21 protein-coding genes and 1 pseudogene are annotated in these 22,205 nt (G+C 62.1%); 3 read left to right on the top strand and 19 right to left on the bottom strand.

Annotated features, from left to right (window positions below; genetic code table 11):
- Positions 1 to 3 precede the first annotated feature (3 nt).
- Entirely contained in the window at positions 4 to 1,029 is a 1,026-nt protein-coding gene (locus NCT05_RS13300) for a porin (protein ID WP_250502490.1), read from the top strand.
- Positions 1,030 to 1,169: 140 nt separating this feature from the next.
- Complete coding sequence (locus NCT05_RS13295; protein WP_250502489.1) at positions 1,170 to 1,436, top strand: DUF4148 domain-containing protein; 267 nt, start codon at positions 1,170 to 1,172, stop codon at positions 1,434 to 1,436.
- Between the two features lie 39 nt (positions 1,437 to 1,475).
- Here NCT05_RS13295 and NCT05_RS13290 read toward each other — a convergent pair whose 3' ends face one another.
- The 16 genes from NCT05_RS13290 to NCT05_RS13220 form a co-directional block, all read right to left on the bottom strand.
- Positions 1,476 to 1,739 carry a DUF4148 domain-containing protein gene (locus NCT05_RS13290; RefSeq protein ID WP_250502488.1) on the bottom strand — a complete coding sequence of 88 codons (264 nt, stop codon included), beginning with the start codon at positions 1,737 to 1,739 and terminating at the stop codon, positions 1,476 to 1,478.
- Positions 1,740 to 1,847: 108 nt separating this feature from the next.
- Positions 1,848 to 1,982 carry a hypothetical protein gene (locus NCT05_RS36765; protein ID WP_284507532.1) on the bottom strand — a complete coding sequence of 45 codons (135 nt, stop codon included), beginning with the start codon at positions 1,980 to 1,982 and terminating at the stop codon, positions 1,848 to 1,850.
- Between the two features lie 236 nt (positions 1,983 to 2,218).
- On the bottom strand, positions 2,219 to 3,439 hold the full coding sequence (locus NCT05_RS13285; protein ID WP_250502553.1) for an MFS transporter: 1,221 nt from the start codon (positions 3,437 to 3,439) through the stop codon (positions 2,219 to 2,221).
- A gap of 29 nt (positions 3,440 to 3,468) precedes the next feature.
- Entirely contained in the window at positions 3,469 to 4,800 is a 1,332-nt protein-coding gene (locus NCT05_RS13280; protein ID WP_250502487.1) for an MFS transporter, read from the bottom strand.
- A 19-nt stretch (positions 4,801 to 4,819) separates the two neighbouring features.
- A complete protein-coding gene (locus NCT05_RS13275) occupies positions 4,820 to 5,713 on the bottom strand; it encodes a substrate-binding domain-containing protein (protein WP_250502486.1) in 894 nt (297 codons plus the stop codon).
- 35 nt (positions 5,714 to 5,748) lie between these two features.
- Positions 5,749 to 7,299, bottom strand: coding sequence for an acetolactate synthase large subunit (locus NCT05_RS13270; protein ID WP_250502485.1), 1,551 nt, complete (start codon positions 7,297 to 7,299; stop codon positions 5,749 to 5,751).
- On the bottom strand, positions 7,299 to 8,156 hold the full coding sequence (locus NCT05_RS13265; protein ID WP_250502484.1) for an HpcH/HpaI aldolase family protein: 858 nt from the start codon (positions 8,154 to 8,156) through the stop codon (positions 7,299 to 7,301). The genes NCT05_RS13270 and NCT05_RS13265 overlap by 1 nt, the downstream gene beginning before the upstream one ends.
- 21 nt (positions 8,157 to 8,177) lie before the next feature.
- Positions 8,178 to 9,023, bottom strand: coding sequence for an amidohydrolase family protein (locus tag NCT05_RS13260; RefSeq protein ID WP_250502483.1), 846 nt, complete (start codon positions 9,021 to 9,023; stop codon positions 8,178 to 8,180).
- Complete coding sequence (locus tag NCT05_RS13255) at positions 9,023 to 10,048, bottom strand: amidohydrolase family protein (protein WP_250502482.1); 1,026 nt, start codon at positions 10,046 to 10,048, stop codon at positions 9,023 to 9,025. The genes NCT05_RS13260 and NCT05_RS13255 overlap by 1 nt, the downstream gene beginning before the upstream one ends.
- A 22-nt stretch (positions 10,049 to 10,070) precedes the next feature.
- The gene (locus NCT05_RS13250) at positions 10,071 to 11,042 is read right to left on the bottom strand and encodes an ABC transporter substrate-binding protein (RefSeq protein WP_250502481.1); all 972 of its coding nucleotides are present in this window, start codon (positions 11,040 to 11,042) and stop codon (positions 10,071 to 10,073) included.
- A 193-nt stretch (positions 11,043 to 11,235) separates the two neighbouring features.
- A complete protein-coding gene (locus NCT05_RS13245) occupies positions 11,236 to 12,177 on the bottom strand; it encodes a LysR substrate-binding domain-containing protein (RefSeq protein ID WP_250502480.1) in 942 nt (313 codons plus the stop codon).
- Positions 12,178 to 12,204: 27 nt separating this feature from the next.
- Positions 12,205 to 12,735, bottom strand: a complete 531-nt coding sequence (locus NCT05_RS13240; protein ID WP_250502479.1) for a carboxymuconolactone decarboxylase family protein — start codon at positions 12,733 to 12,735, stop codon at positions 12,205 to 12,207.
- A gap of 23 nt (positions 12,736 to 12,758) precedes the next feature.
- On the bottom strand, positions 12,759 to 14,789 hold the full coding sequence (locus NCT05_RS13235) for a tripartite tricarboxylate transporter permease (RefSeq protein WP_250502478.1): 2,031 nt from the start codon (positions 14,787 to 14,789) through the stop codon (positions 12,759 to 12,761).
- A gap of 74 nt (positions 14,790 to 14,863) precedes the next feature.
- Complete coding sequence (locus NCT05_RS13230; protein ID WP_250502477.1) at positions 14,864 to 15,718, bottom strand: amidohydrolase family protein; 855 nt, start codon at positions 15,716 to 15,718, stop codon at positions 14,864 to 14,866.
- 66 nt (positions 15,719 to 15,784) lie between these two features.
- On the bottom strand, positions 15,785 to 16,825 hold the full coding sequence (locus NCT05_RS13225) for a Bug family tripartite tricarboxylate transporter substrate binding protein (protein ID WP_250502476.1): 1,041 nt from the start codon (positions 16,823 to 16,825) through the stop codon (positions 15,785 to 15,787).
- A 205-nt stretch (positions 16,826 to 17,030) separates the two neighbouring features.
- Positions 17,031 to 17,987 carry a LysR substrate-binding domain-containing protein gene (locus NCT05_RS13220; RefSeq protein ID WP_250502475.1) on the bottom strand — a complete coding sequence of 319 codons (957 nt, stop codon included), beginning with the start codon at positions 17,985 to 17,987 and terminating at the stop codon, positions 17,031 to 17,033.
- 176 nt (positions 17,988 to 18,163) lie between these two features.
- On the opposite strand from NCT05_RS13220, the gene NCT05_RS13215 reads away from it, so the two are divergent.
- Entirely contained in the window at positions 18,164 to 19,180 is a 1,017-nt protein-coding gene (locus tag NCT05_RS13215) for an ABC transporter substrate-binding protein (protein ID WP_250502474.1), read from the top strand.
- A gap of 41 nt (positions 19,181 to 19,221) precedes the next feature.
- Here the strand turns inward: NCT05_RS13215 and NCT05_RS13210 are convergent, their stop codons facing one another.
- The 3 genes and pseudogenes from NCT05_RS13210 to NCT05_RS13200 form a co-directional block, all read right to left on the bottom strand.
- Entirely contained in the window at positions 19,222 to 20,361 is a 1,140-nt protein-coding gene (locus NCT05_RS13210) for a porin (protein ID WP_250502473.1), read from the bottom strand.
- A gap of 822 nt (positions 20,362 to 21,183) precedes the next feature.
- Complete coding sequence (locus NCT05_RS13205; RefSeq protein WP_250502472.1) at positions 21,184 to 21,675, bottom strand: substrate-binding domain-containing protein; 492 nt, start codon at positions 21,673 to 21,675, stop codon at positions 21,184 to 21,186.
- Between the two features lie 370 nt (positions 21,676 to 22,045).
- Positions 22,046 to 22,205, bottom strand: a pseudogene (locus NCT05_RS13200) (IS630 family transposase); the annotation flags it as partial.

Raw genomic sequence — 22,205 nt, 5'->3', positions numbered from 1 at the left:
ACAGTGAAGAAGCTCGCATTTTTTCCGCTGGCCATTTTGTTTTCAGGCGCGCTGATCGACGCGCATGCGCAATCGAGCGTGACGCTTTATGGAATCGTCGATAACGGCATCGAGTATCAGAACGGCGGGCAGGGATCGGCCGTGCGCGCGGTTTCGAGCGGTCTCTTCGCGACCGTTTATGGTTTGAGAGGCAGCGAAGATATCGGCGGCGGCTACCGCGTCAATTTCCAGCTCGAACAAGGCTTCTCCGGCGTGACGGGCGCGGCCACCGACCCGACCGCCGCGTGGAACCGGCTCGCATGGCTCGGCATGACGGGGCCGTTCGGCGAATTGCGCGTCGGGCGGCAGAAAAAGCCGGAATATCTGTTTCTGAATGGCGAAATCGATCCGACGGCGGTAAAGAGCATCGCTTCGCCGATCAACAACTTTCAGGATGTGACTGTGCGCGCGAGCAACGCAATCGCTTATCTCGCGCCCACGATCTACGGTTTTACCGCGCAAGCCATGATCTCACTGCGCGACCAGACGACGAAACCCAGCAACGGGTTGCGCTTCTACAACGTGGTCGCGCGCTACGTGAACGGCCCGTTTCGCGTGTCGGCGGGCTACGAATCGCAAGGCAATGCAACGGGTAGCTCGGTCCAAAAGGTGTGGCGCGCGGCGGCCGGGTATCGTGCGGGCAATCTGCGGCTTTATCTCGCGTATCAGTCGGAACGGCAAACGGACAATAGCGAAAAGCGCGATATCTACGAAGCGTCCACTTCGTATCAGCTCGATCCGTTCAATCTCGTCTCGGTCATGTACGGCTATGCGCATGACCGCGCGGCGCAAGGAAAAAATGCGCAGCAAATTGGCCTCACCTACGAGTACTTTCTCTCCAAGGCGACGAACCTGTATGTTGCGGCCGGTCTGATCGATAACCACGGCAAGGCCGATTACACGCTAGACGGCACGCAATACAGCGGAATTCCGACCGCACCGGGCGCGTACGCGCGAGGCGTCGTGCTAGGCATGACGCACAAGTTTTAAGAGCATCGCGCACGCAAGGTGCGGCGGTTGAACCAAACGCTCAACCCTTGCGCGGATTAATTCAATAGACTCGGTATTTACCCTAGTGTGTAATGCGTTCCATCGCCGCAGTTTTACGCGGCACATCACAAAGGGTAAAAATGAACACTCCGACCACCGCGATGCTCTCCGCCATGCTCATGGTTCCTCTCATGGCATCCGCTCAATCGAACGAAACGCTTACGCGCGACCAGGTTCGCACGGAACTCGTACAACTCGAACGGGCCGGCTACGATCCGCTCAGCCAATGCTCGGGCGATTGCCCGGGCAGTTTGCGGCGCGCGCAGGCTGTCATCATGCGCGAACGGGCGGCCGGCAGCACGGCTTATGGTCCGGGCACGAATGGCACGGCGCAGTCGGGCAGATGACGTAATCGCCAGCCTTGCGATACTTGCGGCAATCGCGCATTACCGCGCGATATCGCCGAGTTGCGGCATGCGGTCGACCGAGTGCATGTCGGCCGCCTTGCGCGCGGCCACGCGGAACTCCGCCGCCTGCACTTCGCCGTAAGGAAAATCGGCCCACGCGGTAGGACTATAGCCCAGGTTTTCGGCGCGAACGATATCTGCGCGGACCTGTGCACGAGTCAGTCCCTGCGGGTTTTCTTGAGCCAAGGACACGAGCGGCGCGGTGAGAATCAACCCTGCCAATGCTTTGACGAGCGGCTTCATGCAACACCTCCCAGTACCGTCTGACGCTGCGGCCCGACCGAGGCGCAGCTCATTCAAACAGTCTAGCAGGGTTAACAAGTAGGGATTGATACGAGCGCTAACGGTACGTCAGGCCGGTTTCATCGCGAGCGTAGCCGATGCGGGCGGATAGACGCACCACGATCCATCGCCGTGGCGAAAGAAGACGATCGCGCAGGCCGTGGTCGAGAGCGTGACCTCGATACGCACCGCGCCCCAGGGCATCGTCCGCGAGCGCGCGGCTCTGCTGATTCGAATGTTCCCATTGCGTCCTAACCAGTCATGCATGAGAAACCGAAGCGATCTGGTTTGTTTGCTCATGAGTAGTACTCGCCTAAATCGACGAAGCCGTAAGTCTCGTTCAACACAGCGAAATGCACGCTCAGTTTCAAATGCTCGCATCGCCGCACCACGCTGCAAATCCACACTCTCATGGCCAGTCGTCACTTGAGGAAACCGCGCTAATGCAGCGCGTCGCGCGTGGCGAGCGGCCTGAAAAGCCGGCTCCATGCCGCGCTGATCATTATCGTCGCGAAGCCGCCGACGACGACCGAGCCAACGACGCCAAGCGCCGTCGCGCTCGCGCCGGACTCGAATTCACCCAGCTGATTGCTCGCGCCGATAAAAAGCGTGTTCACCGCCGCTACGCGTCCGCGCATGCGGTCGGGCGTTTCGAGTTGAATCAGCGTTTGCCTAACAATCACGCTGATCGTGTCCGCGCCTCCCGATATCGCGAGCAACATCAGCGATATCGGGAACCATCGCGAGAGTCCGAATGCGACGATCGATACGCCATAAATCGCCACCGCGATCAGCAGCTTTTTGCCGACGCCGCTCGCGATTGCGCGTCGCGACAGCAATATCCCGACGCATAACGCGCCCAGTGCAGGCGCCGAGCGCAGCAAGCCCAGACCTTGCGGTCCGACATGCAGGATGTGCTTCGCATACACCGGCAGGAGCGCTGTTGCGCCGCCGAACAGCACCGCAAAGAGATCGAGCGAGATAGCGCCCAGCAGCAGCGGATGACTCCAGATGAAACGCAAGCCCGCGAGTATTGTGTCGGCCGTGACGGGCTCTCGCGGCGGCGGCGTGTAGTCGTAGCGAACGAATGCGTACATCACCGCGCTCAAGCTGAAAAGCACCGCGCTCGCCAGATATACCGTGCCGACGCCCACGGCGAACAGCATTCCGCCCAGCGCCGGACCCGCGATCACCGAGATTTGCTGAACCACCGTGCTGAGGGCCATCGACCGTGCGAGCAGCCGGGGCGAAACGAGCATCGGCAACAGCGATTGCTGGCCTGCCATCTGAAATGGTCTGATCGCGCCGAGCACGAGCGAGACCGCGAGCAGCACATCGCGCGTCACGCTGTGAGTGGCGATCGACACCATCAGCAGCGTCGCCACGACCGCCTGCAACGCGAGGCACGCCGCGACCATTCGTCCACGATGCAAACGGTCGGCGCAATGACCCGCGATGAGCGTCGTGGCGAGACCGGGCGCGAACTGAAACAGTCCGACGAGGCCAAGATTCCATGCACTCGATGTCAGGTCGTACATGTGCCAGCTGATCGCGAGCATCAGCATTTGCTGCGCGCCGATCGATCCGATGCGCGCAATCAGGAAACGCACGAGCGGCGCGTGACGCAGCAGCGAGACTGCTTCGTCCGAACGGCTCTGCATGGACGGCGACGATGTTTCGCGCGAAGGCGTCATGGCAGTTCGCTCGGTGGCGCGGCGCGCATGGCGTGATCCACCGCCTTCGCGCGCGCGGCATCGTCGTATGCGATCGCGTTGACCTTGGGCGCCCACTTCCTGCGCAGCAGCACGACGGTGCTCGCGGCGCCGAGCAGAAGGAACGCGAAGATAGCGAGCATCGGCAGCGTGTAGCTGTGCCCCACATGAAGCAGCCATCCGGAGAGGCTTGCCGATACACCGCCCGCGAGACTCGTCGCCACTTGCTGCAGACCCGTGTTCAGTCCGACTGCCGGCTTCGGAATGAGCGTGAGCTTGACGAGCGCGAGGTTATTCGCGGTGACGAGGCCGAGCAGGGAAAGCGATACGACATTCCACAGCAATGCCATATCCGGCGACGAAGCGAACGCGCCGAGCAAGACCGTGGTCCCACCGATGAAACCGGCCACGATGAAGGACTTGCGAACGATCACTGCGTCGTGGCCGCCTGCGATCAGCTGGTCGGCGGCCCATCCTGCGAACGCCGCCACGACGGCTATTCCCACGAAGCTGAAAAACGTATAAAGGCCCGATTGCCCGAGCGACAGCCCTCGCTGCTCGACCAGATAAGCAGGCATCCACGTCATGCAATAGAACGCGAAATAGCTGTAGCAGAAGTTGGTGATCAAACCGCCCCACACGACCGGACTCGACAGCAGGTTCGCGAGCGGCACCGAAGCCGCGCGCTGCTTCGCCGCCGTGAGTTGCTGCCGCGACGGGAAGTCGTTTTCGACCATCAGCAGCCAGGGCACGAGCCAGAATAGACCCGCAAGCCCCGTGACGATGAACATGGCTTTCCACGAACTCGTCGAGATGAGCCATGCCGCAATGGGCGCGCCGAGCGCCGGTCCCATCTTTCCGCCGATGGAATAGATTCCGAGCGCGGTGCCCTTTCTGGTTTCGTCGAAGTGATTGGCGAGATAGCGATAGGTCGCCGGCACCACCACCGATTCCGCCATGCCGATCAGGAGGCGCACGACGATTAGCGCGGCGAGCGTGGTCACGATCCCGGTGGCCGCGGCCGCGAGACACCACAGCAGGAAGCAGACCGCATAAGGCCATTTCACGCCATAGCGATCGACCAGCCAGCCCATCGGCAATTGAAGCAGGCCATACGACCAGAACATGGCGGAGCCGAGCCATCCGCGCTGCACATGCGTCAGCGCGAATTCCTGCACGAAATGACGATCCGCGAAAGCCGCGGACATGCTGGTGCGATCCACGTGCGAAATCATGAGCCCGAGCGCAAGCAGCACGAGAATGGCCCAGCGGTTGCCGGTCAGCGCGCGCAGGCGTGGAATGATTCGCACGTTCCAGTCTCCGATGTCCTTAACCCAGGCTTCCGGTTACATCGTCGAAAAGCTCGTCGACGGACAGACGCCGTGGAATGATCTTCTGATCGAGCGCCCAGTCGATGGCCAGTTGCAAGCCGTTCCTGTTCGCTTCGAGACCGATGGGCGGAAACACCGCAGGCACGCCCTGCGCGCCCGCGCGACTCTCCGCCACCATGCGATACAACTCGCGCACGATATCCGGCCGCTCTTTCGACAGCTTCTCGTGCACCACGAACATGTGGTTGATAGGCACCACGCCGCTACGCGCGAACCAGTCTTTCGCGGCGGCGTGCGCATCGGGCACGAGCGTGCGCACGCAATCGTCCTTCGGCATGTCTTCGCCGAGCAAGGCCGCCGCGAGCTCGCCGTCGAGCATCATCTGCGGGATGGAAGATCCCGCCGGCAGGCGCTGGCAGTTCTGCGGATCGCTGTATTCGGCGAGATGCCCATCGCCGAGCGTCATCCACGTCACCTTGTCGAGATCGACTCCGTATTCATGGCGCAAGATGCCGCGAATCCACAGCGCAGTCGTTTGCGTGTATGTGCGCACGCCGACCTTTTTTCCTTCGATGTCCTTCGGATCGAGATGACCGAAGTCGATGTTGTAACCCGCGCAGTGATGCTGAAAGCGTCCCGAGATTGGCGCCGGCAGCAGGACGTGGGGCTTGCCGTAAGCCTTCGCCTGCAAGAAAGTGACGATCGCCAGTTCGCCCGCGTCGAAGCGGCTTTCGCGCACCATCGCCTTGAAGCCGTTGTGCGCGGGCGTCGGCCCGCAGAAGTCGAGCGTCATGAGATCGGATTTCACTTGCCCGTCCCGCATCGCCTTCGTCACCGCGTATTCGGCGAGATTGACGCGCAACGTCGGCGCTCCGGTTTGCGTCGTGGTCATGCTGTGTGCTCCTCTGTTGCCTGTATCGTTAAATGTCAAAGCCTGACTTCGATGAAGCTCGGCCCCGCTTCGCGCGCCGACTGAACCAGCGCCTCGTGAAAGCCTTCAGCCGTCTCCACGGCCACTGCCGGCACGCCCATGCTCTTTGCCATCGCCAGCCAGTCGATACGCGGCTTGTCGATGTCGATCATGGACAATGCGCGTTCGCCCAGCGCGCCCGCGCCCATGTTGGCGTACTCGGCCTTGAGGATCGCGTAGCTGTTATTGGCGAAGATGATCGTCGTGACATTCAGTCCTTCGCGCGCCTGCGTCCACAGCGACTGGATGGTGTACATCGCGCTGCCGTCGCCGACCATGCAGATGACGCGCCGCTCGGGACACGCGAGCGCCGCGCCGGTCGCAACGGGCGTCGCATAACCGATCGAGCCGCCCATGTTGTTGATGAGATCGTGAGGCCGCGCGCCCATCGTCAGGCTCATGGACTCGCGTCCCGTCGTGAGCGATTCGTCGACGACGATGCAGTGCTCAGGCAAGCCGGCCGCGAGCACGTGCGCGATGCTCGCCGGATTCAGCGCGCCCGTGGGCACCGGCGTTTCGATGCGCTCTTGCAGGAGCGGCGCCGTGCCGGCCGCGCCGAGCGCCTGAAGCAGCATGTCGAAGGCAAGCTCGCTGTCTTCATCGGCTTCGACGAGCGGATGAACGAGCGTGCCTTCCGCCTTCAGCAGGCTCGGCTTGTCCGGATAGGCGAAGAACGCGACGGGCTCACGTGTCTCGACCGTGACGATGTGCCTGAAGTCCTTGAGAAACGCCGTCGCCTGCCCGACCGCATACGGAATGCGTGCGAGTGGCACGCGACCCGCGCCTCGCTCCATGCGCGCCGTGAAGAACTGCGAGCCGAGCACCGCGCCCGTCGCGGCCGCAACGCGGCCCGCCTTTTCGAGCGCCGTGCCACGCGTCGCCTTGTTCGCGAGCACGATCAGCGTCGGCTCGCCCGAGCGAAGCACGCGCGCCACGTGTTCGATGCGTTCCGCGGTCGGCGCGCGGCGCGCATCGACGCGCGTGGACGGCAGCGCGGGCGCGGCATCGACGGGTTGCCACGAGGTATCGCCGGGAAGAATGAGCGTGGCGATCTGCCCAGGATGTTCACTCGCTTTCGCGACGGCCTGAGCCGCGTCCCACGCGATGGTGCCCGACGATTCCGCACGGCGCACCCAATGACTGAGCGGCCGCGCGAGACCCTCGATATCCGAAGTCAGCGGCGGATCGTACTTGAGATGCGACACCGAATGCTCGCCGACGACGTTGACCATGCCCGACGAAGCGCGCTTCGCGTTATGAATGTTGGCGAGGCCGTTCGCGAGACCCGGACCGAGATGCAGCAGGGTGGACGCGGGCGTGTCCTTCATGCGATACCAGCCGTCGGCCGCGCCGGTGGCCACGCCTTCGAACAGACACAGCACACTGCGCATCTTCGGATTGTTACCGAGCGCGGCCAGGAAATGCATCTCCGACGTGCCCGGGTTTGCGAAGCAGATATCGACGCCCTGCCCGACCAGCGTCGCGACGAGACTTTCGGCGCCGTTCATCAGTAGCCCGCCAGTTCGCGTGCGAGACCGACCACGCCATACGTGCGCGCGGGCGCGGACATCAGGAAGCGATATCCCTCTTCCTGCAAGCGCCGATGATTCTTCGCGGTGACATGCGGATTGCCGACGACGACGTTGTGCTTGCCGCACGTATCGACGATCTGACGCATCGCGGCGAGCACTTCGGGATGTTCGTACTGACGCGGCAACCCCAGTTCCTGACTCAGATCGCCTTCGCCGATCAGAATGAAACCGATGCCCGGCACGTTGGCGAGGATGTCGTCGAGATTATCGATCGCTTGCGTGCTTTCGCACATCAGCCCGACGAGAATTTCGCCCTGCGGCGCGAGCGGCCAGACATCGGCGCGTTCGTAGTATTCCGCCATCGAAAGGCCCCAGTACCGCGCGGCATTGGCGGGACCGTCGCCTCGCACGCCCTTCGGTTCATAAAGCGGCGCGCTTTTCGGCCGCGCATAACGGCAGGACGCAACCGCGTTGTACGCCTGCTCGACCGTCGCCACATGCGGCCAGATCACGCCGTACGCTCCGCGATCGAGCACCTGCTTCGCGAAGCTCTGGTTCATCTCCGCGCCGTTCGCGGGAATGCGCGCGATCGGCGTGACCTTGGGCGCCACCGAACCCGAATCCGCGATCTGCTTGCGGTTGAGCATGTACTGCAGCGCGTCGCCGAGCGCGGAAACGTCGTACGGGTTGTGTTCCATTTCGAAGACGATGCCGTCATAAGGCGCATCGCTCATTTCGATGGCGGTCTGCTTGTCGAGCTTGGCGAAAGCGGCGTGCGCCGGTTTGCCGGACTCGAAAGCGCGAATGATGCTGTTCAGGCGTGTGTTTGACATGGTGCGTTCTCTTTCAGGTTTTCAGCTCAACGCCGGATAGAGCTTCTGTGCGGTCTTGCCGAAGATCCATGCGCGGTCTTCGTCGTCGAGGCAGGCGAGCCCTTGCTGCGCCGTGTCGAGAATCTCGCTCAACGTGCCCGTCGATGTTGGGAAGTTCGAGCCCCACGCCAGACGCTGCGCGCCGAAGGCCTCGACCACGCGCGGGAAGAAGGTTTCCGCGCTGGCCTTTTCCTTCTTCACGTCGCCGAAAATGCGCGGCGTGAGCTTCATGTAGACGTTGGGCAAGTCACGTAGCGCGAAGAGTCCTTCGGCGTTGGCATACGGCGGACCGTCGAGTACATCGGGACGGGCGAGATGATCGAGAATGATGTTCACCGTCATATACCTTTCCGCGAGCATGCGCACTTGCGGCAGCCCGACCGGTCCGGTCTGGATGCACATCGGCAGATTCAGTTCCGCGAGCGTGTCCCACGCCTTGAACGATTTGGGGTTATCCAGTTCGCTCGGATCGAAGTCCTTGGTCGAACCGCCCGTGAAGATACGAAGGCCGGCGAGCCCCTTGTCGGCCCAGTTCTCGATGACGGTCTGCACGTCGTCCGCGAGCATGTCCACGGAGCCGACCGCGATGAGCCGGTCCTTGTACCGATTGCAGCCGTCCACCACGTAGCTGTTGTCGAAGCCATAAGTCGTCGACGAATGCACGACCGCCGCCTTGGCAACGCCCGCCTCGTCCATCGCCTGAATCAGTGCTTCGACCGTGTTGGGGCGCTCTTGCGACCAATCGGAACGCTTGCCGAACAATGGCGCGGGCGGATAGCGCTTCTCATCGTCCGAGATGATGTGCGGATGAATATCGATGATGTCCATTACAGTCCTTTCGCCTTGAGGTGCTTGTCCAGACGCGGATAGACGCGCCGCGCGTTGCCCTCGAAGATCGCGTGCCGGTCGGCTTCGCTCAGCGCTTCGCATGCGTCGATGTAACGCTTGGTGTCGTCGAAATACTCGCCGGTATCCGGATCGCGTCCGCGCACCGCGCCGATCATTTCGGAACCGAAAAGGACATTGCTCGTCGGCACCACCTTGGTCAGCAACTCGACGCCCGGATGGTGATAGACGCATGTGTCGAAGAAGATGTTGTTCAGCAAGCCTTCGAGCGGACGCTTGGCCATTTCCAGCGACATGCCGCGATACCGGCCCCAGTGATACGGCACCGCGCCGCCGCCGTGCGGAATCACGAGACGCAGCGTCGGGAAGTCCTTGAAGAGATCGCCCTGCAAGAGCTGCATGAATACCGACGTATCCGCATTCAGATAGTGCGCGCCCGTGCCGTGGTGACACGGGTTGCACGATGCCGCCACGTGAATCATCGCGGGCACGTCGAGATCGCACAGCGCTTCATAGACCGGATACCACTCGCGATCCGTCATCGGCTTGCCGGTCCAGTAGCCGCCGCTCGGGTCGGGATTCAGGTTGCAGCCGACAAAGCCCATTTCCTCGACGCAACGGCGCAATTCGGGAACCGAGTTCTTCGGCGGCGCGAGCGGCGATTGCGGCAACTGACACACCGGCGCGAAGTTATCCGGGTACAGGTCGCAGACCCGTCGCACGAGGTTATTCGACACCTCGGCCCATTCCAGGCTCGTGCGCTCGTTGCCGAGGTGATGACTCATGAGACCGGCAATCGGCGAAAACAGCGTGAGGTCGCCGCCGCGTTCCTTCTGCAAACGCAACTGACCGTTGCCGACGCCTTCGCGGATGTCGTCGTCGGTGACGTGCGCGCCGGAGAGAGGCGGCGCGTTGGCGGGATCGTCGGCGGATGCGATCTGCTTCGCGCGCCATTCGCGAAACGAAGCGGGGACGGTCGTGAAGTGGCCGTGACAATCGATGATCATGTTCTTGGCTTTCCGTGCAGGTTCAAACGCGGGGATCGACGAACAACTCGTTCATGGACATGCGACGCGGCGTCAGCCCCTGCTTGAATGCGGTTGCTTCGAGCGCTTCGATGGTCTTGCGGTTCTCTTCGATACCGTAGGGCAGCGGATCGTTGCCGACGATCTTCTGCAACTCGATGTACTTCTTGTTCTTCTTGTCGTCGAGTTCGCCCGCATTGAGCTTGGCGAGCCATTGCTTCTTCGCCTTGTCGAACGCGTCGTAGATCGACTTCGCCACCCACGGATGTTCGGCGAGCACCGAATCCTTGACGACGATCGTGCCGTGCATCGGATACACGCCGGTGCGCGCGTAGTATTCGGCTTCCAGTTCGTCCGCGTTCGGGAACATGTCCGGATAGTCCGCTTCCACTTCCTTCCAGCCGCCGGTCGGGTCGCCCGTGCGGCCGATGCCCGCGTTGCCGTGGAAGCCCGCGACGAGTTCGCCCTTCGCCATCATCTCGGCAAGCGACGTGCCCTTGGGCGCATGAATCACGTTCGGCGGCAGTTCGAGTTGCGTGACGTGCTCTTCGTCATCGACGACCCAAGTCACCTTCGACGAGTCGAGACCGAATTCATCGATCAACACCTGCCGCGTCCACGCGCCCGTCGTCACCGAATATGCGCGCACGCCCACCTTTTCGCCTTCGAGATCCTTGGGCGTCTTGATGCCCGCGTCCGGACGCACGAGCAGCCCGGAATGGTGAAAGCGGCGCACCACGAAGATTGGCAGCGCGACGAACGGCGCGCCGTAGGCACGCGCGATGATGTAGGTGGTCGGCGCGAGCTCGCACACGTCGAACTCGACATCGCGCACCATGCGGCGGAAGGCGCCGATTTGAGGCTGAACGGTGATGAATTCCGCATCGACGCCTTCGATGGGAATCGAACCGTCGCGGATGGCCGAAGTATGCGGATGCTCGGCGATCGCGAGCTTGAGATGGACTTTCTGGGTCACTTGAGTCTCCTTGGAGGAATACGTTTCTCGTTGACGACATGATCTTTTGAGAAGCCCCTGCCGTCTATTGAATTAACTGGCGTGACGCTTAACCGTTTGGTAAAGGTGCCCGTTCAAGCCTGGGCTTTAGTTACGGATACCTAACGAATGAAAAAGCGCGGAAAGACACATACCCATTGCGCACTTCTGCAGTTCAGCCGATATCGCCCTGCAATTGCTGCGCGGCTTCTTCCAGACAGGCAATCATGAGTTGCGCGCTCGGCGTTAGACCGCGGTTGCGGTTCCAGAGCACGCCCGACGGACGCAATAGTCTGGGCAAGGTCAACGGCAGCGCGTACAGCGGTTGCGCTGCATCGTTCGCAGGCGTGCCGACCATGACGGCAATGAAATCCGAGATTTGCAGATGCGCGCGCGTCACATGCACCGAAAGCGTCTCGATGTAGTTGTTCGTCAGCGGCACGTCATGGGCCCTGAGCGTACGTTCGAGCGAATCCCTCAAGATCGAGCCTTGCGGAGGCAGTATCCACGGATACGGATGAAGGTCCGACCATTTCAGATTTTTTCGGCGCGTGAGCGGGTGATGCCGCCCGGTCATCAATGTGACGGGCTCTTCGAGCAGCGCCTTTTCCTCGAAGCTGCCGAGCGTGTCCGGCGCGGGCAGGCGCCCGACGATCAGATCGAGACGTCCCTGCCAGAGTTCCGGAAGCAGCGCGCCGCGCGTGCCCTCGACCACGCGCACGTTGGTTCCCGGCGACTTGATCTTTAGCAAGTTGAGCGCCTGCGGCAGCAGCGCGGAGGCCGAAGCGGGCAACATGCCGATATGGACCTTGCCTTCCGTGCCCGAACTCAACGCCTTCATTTCATCGCGCGCCTGATGCAGGATGGTCAGCATCTCGCGCGCATGGCGGATGAGGCATTCGCCATGCGGCGTCGGGACGAGCCCTTGCGCCGTGCGCGAAAACAGCGTGAGTCCGAGTCCGCGCTCCAGCTCCGCCAGTGACTTGGACACCGCCGGCATCGTGACATGCGTGACCTCCGCCACCTGAGTCAGGTTTCGGTAGGTATCGATGGTCACGATCAGGCGAAGATGCCTCGCCTTCAGGTTCACCTGCAGATAGCCGTCGAGCCCCGTCACGTCAAGTCTCCAGCAACGTCATTGCGCTCACTCCTTCGGCTCCAGCGCATGCAGGGTCATGCCGAGCGAGATCGAGGTGAAGTAGCCGATTGTCACAAGCAGTTCCGCGATGACCGCACGGCCCAGTCCCGCATCGTACGCGGCGAAGCGCGCATCGTCGACCGATCCGCCTGCGAGAAGGTCGCTCACCGCTTCGCACACCAGCCCGAAGCGCCCATGTTCGCCCTCGGGCCTGCGTTTGTCCACAATCGCTGCGACGACCGCTTCCGGCACGCCCGCCTTCAGCGCATGCCGTCGATGGTTCGCGATCACATAGGGCGCGTTCCAGAACACCGCCGTGGCGAGAATCGCGACTTCCGTTTCCGTTTCGCTCAGCACGGGCGAACGATCGACGTGCGTACCGATGATCTCCATGCCCTGCGCGAGACACGGATTATGCAGCCAGATGTTGAAAGGCGTCGGGATTCGCCCTCGTCCCGCGCCCAGTTGCGCGATGACCCGCTTCTGTTCGTCCGTAGCCTGCTGCGCGTCGATGCGCCTCAACCGGTCCTGCGTCATGTGTATTCCCTCGTGTTGAAGTGTCAATGTCCGCCCAGCCCGGGCAACCACTGTCCGAGGAAGCTGTCGGGCCAGGGAATATGGAGAATCTGGTCGAACACGAGATAGAGAAACGCGGTCACGCACACGGCGAGGATCAGACTGAGCTTCCACGGCTCCCGCCCGTCGATGCGCATATACCCCACGATCATGACCGGCACCGTCGGCAGCATGCCGATCACCGACATGCAGACGAGAAAGGCGAGGAACCAGCCGAGAAAGCGTGCGGCGCGCGCCAGTTCGGTCGCAACGGGGAGTTTCTCGTCGTGATTGCCCGGTACATCCATATGCACGCCGCCGGAGCGCACGACGCCGTGCGCCGGAATCACGAACACCTTATATGCAAGGCTCACCGTTGCCGCGATGACCAGGATGCTCGCCACGACCGTCGGCCCGATTCGCGCCATCAGAAGCCAGTGTTGCGAACTCACCAGCATATAAAGCCCGATGCCGATGAAGAACACATACACGAGATCCTCGCGTTTCAGGACGATGGAACCGCTCGGTTTGAACTGTGCGGCACCGCCGCTGCGTAGTGCCGTGAAAAGCGGCTTGAAGAAGACCAGCGCGGCAAGACTCAGCAGAACGATAACCACCGGTCTCGTCAGCCAGTCCGTGCCGTAGCGCACGAAAGAGATCGACATGTACCGTTCCATCAGCACGCCGAGCACGAGGCCGAGAATCAGCGGAGGACGCGCCCATCTGAGCCGCTTCATCGTCCATCCGACGACGCCCGCGAGCAACAGCACGAAGAGGTCGCCCCAGCTTCGCGAGCCCTGAAATGCGCCGACGTAGATGACGGGCATGATCACCGGCAGAATGAGCGTATAACGCAGCGTCGAAACCTTGGCGAACTGACCGCTCAACAGGAAGCACAGTCCCGCGCCGAAGATGTTGGCGAGCGCAATGGACCACACCATCGAGTAGGTGAAGTCGAGATGCCTGGTCAGCATGTCGGGGCCGGGGATGAAGCCGTGAACCATCATCGCGCCCAGCAGGATGGCTTGCGCCGCGCCGCCCGGCACGCCGAACGAAAGCATCGGCACGAGGCTGCCGCCTTCCCGCGCATTATTGGCCGCTTCGGGCGCGATCACGCCGCGCACGTCGCCCTTGGTGAACGACTGCTTCGCGCCTTTGGACGTCTGCAAGGCGTGGCCGTAGGCAATCCAGTCCGTCACCGCGCCGGTGATGCCGGGCACGGCGCCGAGTATCGCGCCGAGACCGCCGCAACGAAGCACCAGAAACCAGTTGCGGAAGGTATCGACGACACCCTGGCGCATGCCCTGGCGCGACGTGAACCGCACGTTCTCGGCGATGGCCGCGCGCCGGATCGACAGTTCGCACAACTCGGGCAGCGCGAAGATGCCAAGGATGATCGGCACGAGCGGAATGCCGTCCTGCAGGTAGAGGATGTCGCCGGTCCAGCGCATCTGTCCGGTCGCGACATTGGTGCCGATCATGCCGACCAGAATCCCGAAGCACGCCGCGACGACGCCACGCAGCGGCGCATTGCCCGATAGCGCTGACACCATCGACACGCCGAACACGGTGAGCGACAGCATTTCCGGCGTGCCGATGGACAGCACGAACGGCCGCACGAGCGGCAGCGACACCGCGAGGATGACCGCGCCGATCAGCCCGCCCATCAGCGACGACATGTAGCACGCGCTCAGCGCGCGCGATGCTTCGCCGCGTTTGGTCATCGGCAAGCCGTCGAGCACGGTCGCCTGAGAGGCCGCGTGGCCCGGTACGCCGAAGAGCACGGCCGGGATCACATCCGATGTCGTGATGACGGATGCCATGCCAAGCAGCATGGCGAACGCGGCATAAGGGTCCATCGTGTAAGTGAACGGCACCAGCAGCGCGAAGCCCGTCAGCCCGCCGATTCCTGGCAGCAAGCCGATCGCGAGCCCGACCGTCACGCCGAATACCAGAAAGATGATCCGGTTGAACTGCAGGAGCGTCGATAGCGCGTGTCCTGCCGCCATCACCGTTGCATCGTTGAAGAACTCCATGTCTCATCCTGATGGAATGGCGAGCTTCGTCGGCTCACCTGTTTCGATGTCGAGGCAAAGCGTCCGTGCGATGTTCAGCCGGCCAGCATCGGATACAGCGCCTTGGCCGTGCGTCCCCAGATCCAGGCGCGATCTTCGTCGCTGAGGCTCGCGAAGCACGCATCGCCCTGCTCGACGAGCTTCCTCAACGGTCCCGCCGATGCCGGATAGTTCGAGCCGAAAGCCAGATGATCGGCGCCGAATACGTCGACGAGCTTGCCGAAGAACGCGTCCGCGCCGCCGGTGGCCGTCTGCGCGAGATCGAACGTGCGCGGCGTGATCTTCATATAGACGTTGTCGTATTTCGCGAGCGCGAACAGGCCGGCGCAACTTGCATACGGCGGGCCTTCTTCGAGATTCGGCCGGCCGCAGTGGTCGAGCACGATCTTCACCGACGGGAAACGCCCCGCCAGTTCCGCCACCATCCACAAACCGTCCGGAGTCGTCTGGACCGCCACGCTCATGCCGATTTCGGCGCAGCGCTCCCAGACCGGGAAAGTCGCGGGATTCACAAGCCAGCTTCCGTCGCTCTGATGCGTGGCGCCGCCGGTGAAGAGCCGGATGCCGCCCATGCCGCGCGCGAGCCAGTGGTCGAACGTGTTCAGTGCGTCCGGCGCCAGCAGGTCGAAGGAATAAACGCCCGTGAAGCGCTCCGGATGTTGCGCGACGCTGTCGGCGACGTAGGCGTTGTTCGTGCCGTAAGTCGTCGACGAATGCACGATCGCGGCCTTCGAGACGCCGGCTTCGTCCATCTCGGCGATCAGTTGCTCGAACGTGATGGGACGGGTGGCCGACCACTTGGAGCGATGTCCGTGCTGAGGCGCGACCGGATACCGCTGCGTGTCTGTCGAGATGATGTGTGGATGAATATCGATGATTTCGGGCGCCATTCGAGTCTACCGTTTGGTGATGATGTTCGCGCGGGCCCCGGCGAGAGCGAGGCCATTGCACGCGGGTCAGTGGGAACTGAAGATGAGCCTGCGGGCGTCTTCCAGTTGCGGCCGCGGCGTCGCATAGAGTTTCGCGACGATTTGCTCCACCGCGTTTCCGTCGATCGGATCGATCGGATAGCCCGACTGCTTCATCGCGTCGATGAACTCCGGATCGGCGATGGTCTTCGCAAACGCATCGCGCAGCGCCCGAAGCCGGTCCTCTGGCACGTCCTTCGGCACCGCGATCGGACGGCCCGCCTGAAACGGCAGAACGAACAGATTGAAGAGCGCCTTGACGTCCGGCCGCGTGACATAGGAAGAAAGGTTCGGGACGTCCGCATATCCCGCGGGGCTTTGCCAGCCCAGATGCAGCAGCACCTTCATCTTGCCGCTCTTGAGCAGCCGCACCGGCTCGCCCTGCTGAAGACCGTCGATGGTGGACGCCCAGCCATCGACTTCCCCGCGCTGCATGGCCAGATACACTTCACCGCGACCCGTATAGCCCGGCACGATGCTCATTTTCGCGCCGAGGTATTCATCGAGCAGCGCCGGCAATGTGCGATCTTCGTTGGCGAAGCCGGTCGCGCCGACATACATCTTCTTCTTGCTCAGGTCGTCGGCGGTCGTCACGCCGGACCGCGTCATCGAAACGAGGCAGTATTCGACCTTGTTGAGACTGCCGAGCCATCTGACCTTGCGCGGATCGAAGCGGTTCTGCCGTTCGTCGAGCAGCGGAATGTAGAGGTTGTTGCGCTGCAGGAAGCCGATCACGGTGCCGTCGCTCGCTTGCCGCGACTGGAGCGACGCCGCCGCGACCATGCCGCCCGCGCCCACGACGTTCATCACAATGGCCTTGGGACGCCCCGGAACGTACTTCATGAAGTAGCGTGAGAACTGACGCGCGATGATGTCCGTCGGCGTTCCGGCGTCCGCGCTGACCATCAGCGTGAGCGCCTTGCCGCGATAGAAATCTTCCACGGATTGACTGGACGCGGGCGCTGCCCATGCCGTCGCGGCGAAACCGAGCAGCGTCGCACAGGCGCACAACGCGGTCTTGTAATTCATGATTGTCCCTGTCTCCGTTAGATGCGCGGAACTGTCCTTGCCGTCGCCGGGAGAGCTTGCTTTCCGGTGGCAGTTCGCGTCGTCGCTCGTTGCTGGAGAGCGCGAGTCAATTGTGCCAGCGGGTAGAACGCGGCGGATTGAGAAAAACTGCGCCCGGGTTGAGCAAACGGTTAAGGCGACGTTGACCGGCTTCTGCCAAGAAAGCTCAGCGGCTTTCGCGCGCTTCTTCCAGGCGGCGGGCCGTATCTTCGAGACACGAGATCATGAGCCGGGCACTCGGCGTCAGCGTGCGCGTGCGGTTCCAGAGGACGCCGGCGGGCCGCAGCAGACGCGGCAGGCTGAGCGGCAACGTATGAAGCGGCTGCGGATGAGTGTCGTCGCGCGCGGAGGTATCGGCCATTACGGCGATGCAGTCGGACACCTGCAAGTGCGCGCGGATGACGTGCAACGAGAGCGTCTCGATGTAGTTGTTGGTCAGCGGCACGCCGTGCGCTTCCAGGGCGCGTTCCAATGGATCGCGCAGAATCGAGCCGGCCGGCGGAAGAATCCACGGATACGGAAGCAGGTCCGGCCATTCGAGCTTTTTTCTGCGCGCGAGCGGGTGCTGCCGGCCGGTGACGAGCATGACGGGCTCTTCGAGGAGCTCCTTTTCGTCGAAGCTTCCTTGCGCATCCGGAGGCGGCAGGCGGCCCATCACGAGATCGAGGTGGCCTTGCCACAGCTCCGGCAGCAACGTCGCCGCGGAACCTTCGACGATCTTCACGTTGGTGCCCGGCGAGCGTTGCTTGAGCAGGTTTAGCGCGTGCGTCAGCAGGATGGACGCCGACACCGGCAGCACGCCGATTTCGATCTTCCCCTCGGTTCCGGCGCTCAGCGCTTGCAACTCGTCGCTCGCCTTGTGCAGGACATGCAGCATCGAGCGCGCATGGCGCGTCAGACACTCGCCGTGCGGCGTGGGCACGAGACCCTGCGCCGAGCGCGTGAAGAGCGTGACGCCGAGTCCGTGTTCGAGTTCGGCCAGCGCCTTCGAGACGGCGGGCAAGGTTACGTGCGTGACTTCCGCCACCTGGCTCAGACTGCGGTACGTGTCGATGGTCACCAGCAGCCGCAGATGCCGGGCCTTGAGGTTGACCTGCAGATACCAGTCGAGTTCTGCCGGCACTCTCGCCCTCCCTGGCATGAGCAAATGGTTAAGTCATCGGCCATTTTACTCAATCGACCGTGAGCGGACGCATCGGCACAATCGATCCTGCATAAGCTCGGCGCGCAGTCCGACTACCGCTTCACATGGAAACGCATACAAATCAGCCGGCACCACCGGCATCCGGAGACATGAAGATGACCCACGACTCGACCCGCCGCAGTTTCCTGCGCAAGGCGGGCGCGCTCGGTATGGGACTCGCGGCGGGTGGCCTCGCCGCACCGTACATCGCCCGCGCCGGCTCGACTGAAATCCGCATCGTCAGCAATCCGGGTCTGGAAAACGCGACCCTGAACGCCTTGATGGATGAACTCGGCTACTTCAAGACCTGCGGCGTCGACGCGCGGATCATCGAAGTGCCCGGGCCGACTGGACCGTTCGATGCCATCGTGCGCGGCGCGGCGGATGTCTGCATGGTGTCCGGCTACAACCTCGTGCTCACTCGCATCGAGCAGGGTGCGCCTGTGAAGATCGTCGGCGCCGGCATGAAGAAGTGCGCGTTGACGATCTTCGCCACACCCGGCGGAACGGACACACTCGCCGGTCTGCAAGGGAAGACAGTCGCGGTCGGACCGAAACTCGGCCTGCTCCATACGCTGATGCTGCAGTTGATGAGGGAGAAAGGCATCGACGCTTCGCGCATCGATTTCGTCGATCGCGGCAGCAACGACCAGTGCTTCGAGGCCGTTGGCAGCGGCGCCGCAGACGCCTGCTGCGCCAGCATTTCGCATCTGAACGACCGGGCTGGCCTGAAGGTCATCGGCGAAGGCAATCTGTGGCAGGCGCTGCCGGACTGTGTCTTCCAGACGGCCTACGCGTCGGAGGCAGCTATCGACGCCAGGCACGAGGCACTGGTCTCGGTGATGGCGGCCTACGGCGCGCTCTACGATTTCCTGATGTCGCCCGCGTCGCACGACGCTTTCATCGACGCACGCAAACGCGCCCAGAAGCACTTCGACGCATCGTCGGCGCAGGCCATCTGGACCTTCAATCAAACGCAGCGTCCATATTCGAGGGATCTGTCGTTGACCGAAAGCGACATCGCGTATCTGCAGGACATGGACATCCGCGCAGGGAGCCTGACGCGCAAGCAGGCATTCGGCGCGGTGGCGAACATGTCCGCTGCGAAGGAAGCCGCGAGACGCGCCGGCTGAAAGCGAAACGGGGAAGCATCTGCTTCCCCGCTGTCGTTGGCTTAGAACGTGTGCCGGATACCGGCGATGATCGATATCTGCGCGCCGCCCGCGGGAGGCGTCGGCACCGGAGAAAGCGTGGTCGCCGCGAGCGCAAGGTTGCCGGAGTTGTTGATGTGCTCGCCGGTCAGATACAGCAGCGTGCGCTTCGAGAGAAGGTATTCGCCGCGCAGCACTTCGATCAGCGCCTTGTTGGGCGAGTGCTCGTATCTGAGTTGCGCGAGCATCCCGTCGATATGGAAGAACGGCGTCACAGGGACCGTTCCCGTCACCCAAAGCAGGTTGCTTCGCGGTGTCGCAATCCCTTCGTTCACGCGCCTGATCCAGCCGACGCCGAACTTCGCCTTGTGAATCATGAAGTAGCCGCCCAGCGTGAAGCGGCTGTCGGTGAGATCCGGCGATGTCAGTCCGCCCCATGTGGCGGCGGTGCCGCCGTAGTTGCGCTCGTAGGACGTCGCGATGCCCCATGTGTGGCCTTCGTATTTGAGCAACGCCGAGTACTCGCGGCACTGATTCGACGGCGAAGTCTGCCCCGGACAGTTCGTCGCGACGTTGCTGTTGCCTGCGACGGCATCGCGGCCGAAGCTGTAGTTGACGCCGCCTTCGAAGTCACCCAGAAAGTAGCGATAGCTGACGGAGTTATCCGCGCGCGCGTTGGCGATGCCGTTGTCGAGGGTCGTGAGGCCTTGCGCGCCTGTTCCGAACGGGTTGATGAAAGAGATGCCGAAGAAGCGCATCGTGTACTGACGCCCAAAAGTTAGACGGCCATATTTTCCGTCGATGCCGACATAGGACTGGCGGCCAAAGAGACGCCCGCCCTGCCTCGATGCGCCCGTCGTCGGACTGAATCCGCCTTGCAGATCGAAGATCGCCTTGACGCCGCCTCCCAAGTCCTCACTGCCTCTCATGCCGAAGTAGGACGTGGCAGTGCCGTCGCCCGTGCGCCATCCGTTGGCTGTCTTGTTCTTGCCGACCGCGACGTTGTTGACGAACTCGACACCCTGATCGATCAAGCCATAGAGCGTCACTGAACTTGCGCCGACCGGCTTCGGCGGCGGTGCGTCCTCTTCGATGTCTTGCGCCCGTGCGGACGAAGCGCCAAGAAGAGCAGCGCAGACGCACATCGCGGTCCGATATTTCATTTCTCTGTGTCTCCGTCGTATCGCTCACTTGACCGGGATAGCAGTGCTGAGATCGCCGCACCCGTGAGCTTTTTCACTTTGTTCTTGCGATGTCCAAATTTTGCCAGCGAGATGCGATACGCAAGTTGAAAAAAACGGCGTCTCGATTGAGCAAATGGTTAATGGTGCTGCATAGTGATAAAGTTGCGTCAAATGCAATGCATCGGGGCGCTTCGGGTGTTCTCATTTGCAGGGAGAATGTCTCAGTGGTGTCGAGTCCGATGGAGCGCGCAGCGAGCTTGAGCCTTGCTTACCTTTATTCCACCCGCGTGCCCCCCGCGCCCACGCGGGTGGTGTATTTCGGTTGTGCTAAGAACGCCAACATTCCGTACGGCGAAAGATCACGTCTTTCATGCATGCCGGCAATCGCGTTTGAAAGACTCGACCGCAGTTCATTCTTGACGTATGTCGACGTGTCTCCCGCGATGCAGCCCAGCGCCCCGCCTTCGCAACCGCAGCGAATCCGCGCACCACGTTGTCACCTGCTGACGCGACGTTGGGATCACAGCGTCGCGTTCGCGAACGGCAGATCGTGCCACGGCAGTGAGTAGCCAATCCTCCGAATGGTAAGATCAACTGCGGAACAGAAGAGCAATCGCCTCGCGCAGCCATCAGTTTCTTGCCTTCCGGTGTTAGCGCGCATGCAAGTGCTGCCGGACGCGAAGGGCTGTATCGATATCGGGCAAGGGCGGGCTTGCTGGCCGGGCGGTTCAATCTCGTCGTCGATGCAATTGGGAGCAGGAAAATTTAGGATAATCACATACAAACAATCGAAAATTTGGACTATGCAGGATTCTTATTTGAAGCTTGTATGAGCTTGGACCTTCTCACGCACTCTTGAAGAAGGTACTCGACGAAAGCTTGTTGGACGGTAGTCCCGAGCCGGTCCGAACGGACCGTATAGCCAACTTCGCGATGTACCTCCGGCGTCTTCAATTCAAGCGCAACGATGTCGGTGCTCGGATATTCCTCCTGAATCTGCGCGCGGGTGAGCAGCGTGATGCAGTCGCTCTCCGCTAGCATCGCGATCATCATCGCGAGTGAACTAGTTTCGACGACGAGCGGCGGCTTTGCAGGCAGTCGGGCGAAGATACGGTCGATGACCGCGCGCCGGGGCACATTGCGCTGCGGCACGACCCGGTCATGCTCCGCGAGATCGTGCGGCGCAATCGAATTCTGCTGCGATAGCCGATGCCCTTCGCGCACCGCGACCACATACGGATCAGCAAACAGCTCCGTTTCCTGAACGGAACCGCTCAGGCGCGGCTGGCGCAAGCCGCCGATGATGATGTCGATACCGCCGGAGCGAAGTTGCGCAAGAGCGCTGCATGCGGACCCTCATCCACCGTGACGCGCGCGGCCGGATTCAACATACGGATGGGAAATCGTCGACTGATCGACGGGAAGAGCGCGCTCGAATTGCTGTTGGGGCCATGAGGCGCAGAAGCTATATAACTGTATGCGGCGTTTTTTCTAGCAGGCTGTTGTAATTCGCCCGATGTACACGGGCAACGATGTCGATGCATTATAGATATCGTGTTCGTGACATCGGATAAGGGGCACGCGATGCGTGGGATGGACGAGATCGAAGAATCGTTGATAACGACGGTCAAACTTGGGGGGGCTACTGTACCTAGTCCACTCATCATTGAAATGGCACCGGCCGAATTCGGCGCGATGGATCGTCGTACTTCCATTTAATCGGCTTCGGATTCTTGTTGTGCTCGCGGATATAGCGCATCAGCTTACGGTCCAAGTCCTTCACAGTGGTGAAGACGCCTCGCGCGATCACATCACGTTGGATA

It is taken from the genome of Caballeronia sp. AZ7_KS35 (assembly GCF_023631045.1).
In the GTDB taxonomy this organism is placed as follows: Bacteria; Pseudomonadota; Gammaproteobacteria; order Burkholderiales; family Burkholderiaceae; genus Caballeronia; species Caballeronia zhejiangensis.
This window is presented reverse-complemented; position numbering and strand designations above follow the sequence as displayed.

Bases quoted from the DNA above. Each gene is read 5' to 3' on its own strand.
- NCT05_RS13295 (WP_250502489.1), top strand. From the start codon at position 1,170: ATGAACACTCCGACCACCGCGATGCTCTCCGCCATGCTCATGGTTCCT.
- NCT05_RS13290 (WP_250502488.1), bottom strand. From the start codon at position 1,739: ATGAAGCCGCTCGTCAAAGCATTGGCAGGGTTGATTCTCACCGCGCCG.
- NCT05_RS36765 (WP_284507532.1), bottom strand. From the start codon at position 1,982: ATGCCCTGGGGCGCGGTGCGTATCGAGGTCACGCTCTCGACCACGGCC.
- NCT05_RS13285 (WP_250502553.1), bottom strand. From the start codon at position 3,439: ATGCAGAGCCGTTCGGACGAAGCAGTCTCGCTGCTGCGTCACGCGCCG.
- NCT05_RS13275 (WP_250502486.1), bottom strand. From the start codon at position 5,713: ATGACCACGACGCAAACCGGAGCGCCGACGTTGCGCGTCAATCTCGCC.
- NCT05_RS13270 (WP_250502485.1), bottom strand. From the start codon at position 7,299: ATGAACGGCGCCGAAAGTCTCGTCGCGACGCTGGTCGGGCAGGGCGTC.
- NCT05_RS13265 (WP_250502484.1), bottom strand. From the start codon at position 8,156: ATGTCAAACACACGCCTGAACAGCATCATTCGCGCTTTCGAGTCCGGC.
- NCT05_RS13260 (WP_250502483.1), bottom strand. From the start codon at position 9,023: ATGGACATCATCGATATTCATCCGCACATCATCTCGGACGATGAGAAG.
- NCT05_RS13255 (WP_250502482.1), bottom strand. From the start codon at position 10,048: ATGATCATCGATTGTCACGGCCACTTCACGACCGTCCCCGCTTCGTTT.
- NCT05_RS13240 (WP_250502479.1), bottom strand. From the start codon at position 12,735: ATGACGCAGGACCGGTTGAGGCGCATCGACGCGCAGCAGGCTACGGAC.
- NCT05_RS13235 (WP_250502478.1), bottom strand. From the start codon at position 14,789: ATGGAGTTCTTCAACGATGCAACGGTGATGGCGGCAGGACACGCGCTA.
- NCT05_RS13230 (WP_250502477.1), bottom strand. From the start codon at position 15,718: ATGGCGCCCGAAATCATCGATATTCATCCACACATCATCTCGACAGAC.
- NCT05_RS13225 (WP_250502476.1), bottom strand. From the start codon at position 16,825: ATGAATTACAAGACCGCGTTGTGCGCCTGTGCGACGCTGCTCGGTTTC.
- NCT05_RS13215 (WP_250502474.1), top strand. From the start codon at position 18,164: ATGACCCACGACTCGACCCGCCGCAGTTTCCTGCGCAAGGCGGGCGCG.
- NCT05_RS13210 (WP_250502473.1), bottom strand. From the start codon at position 20,361: ATGAAATATCGGACCGCGATGTGCGTCTGCGCTGCTCTTCTTGGCGCT.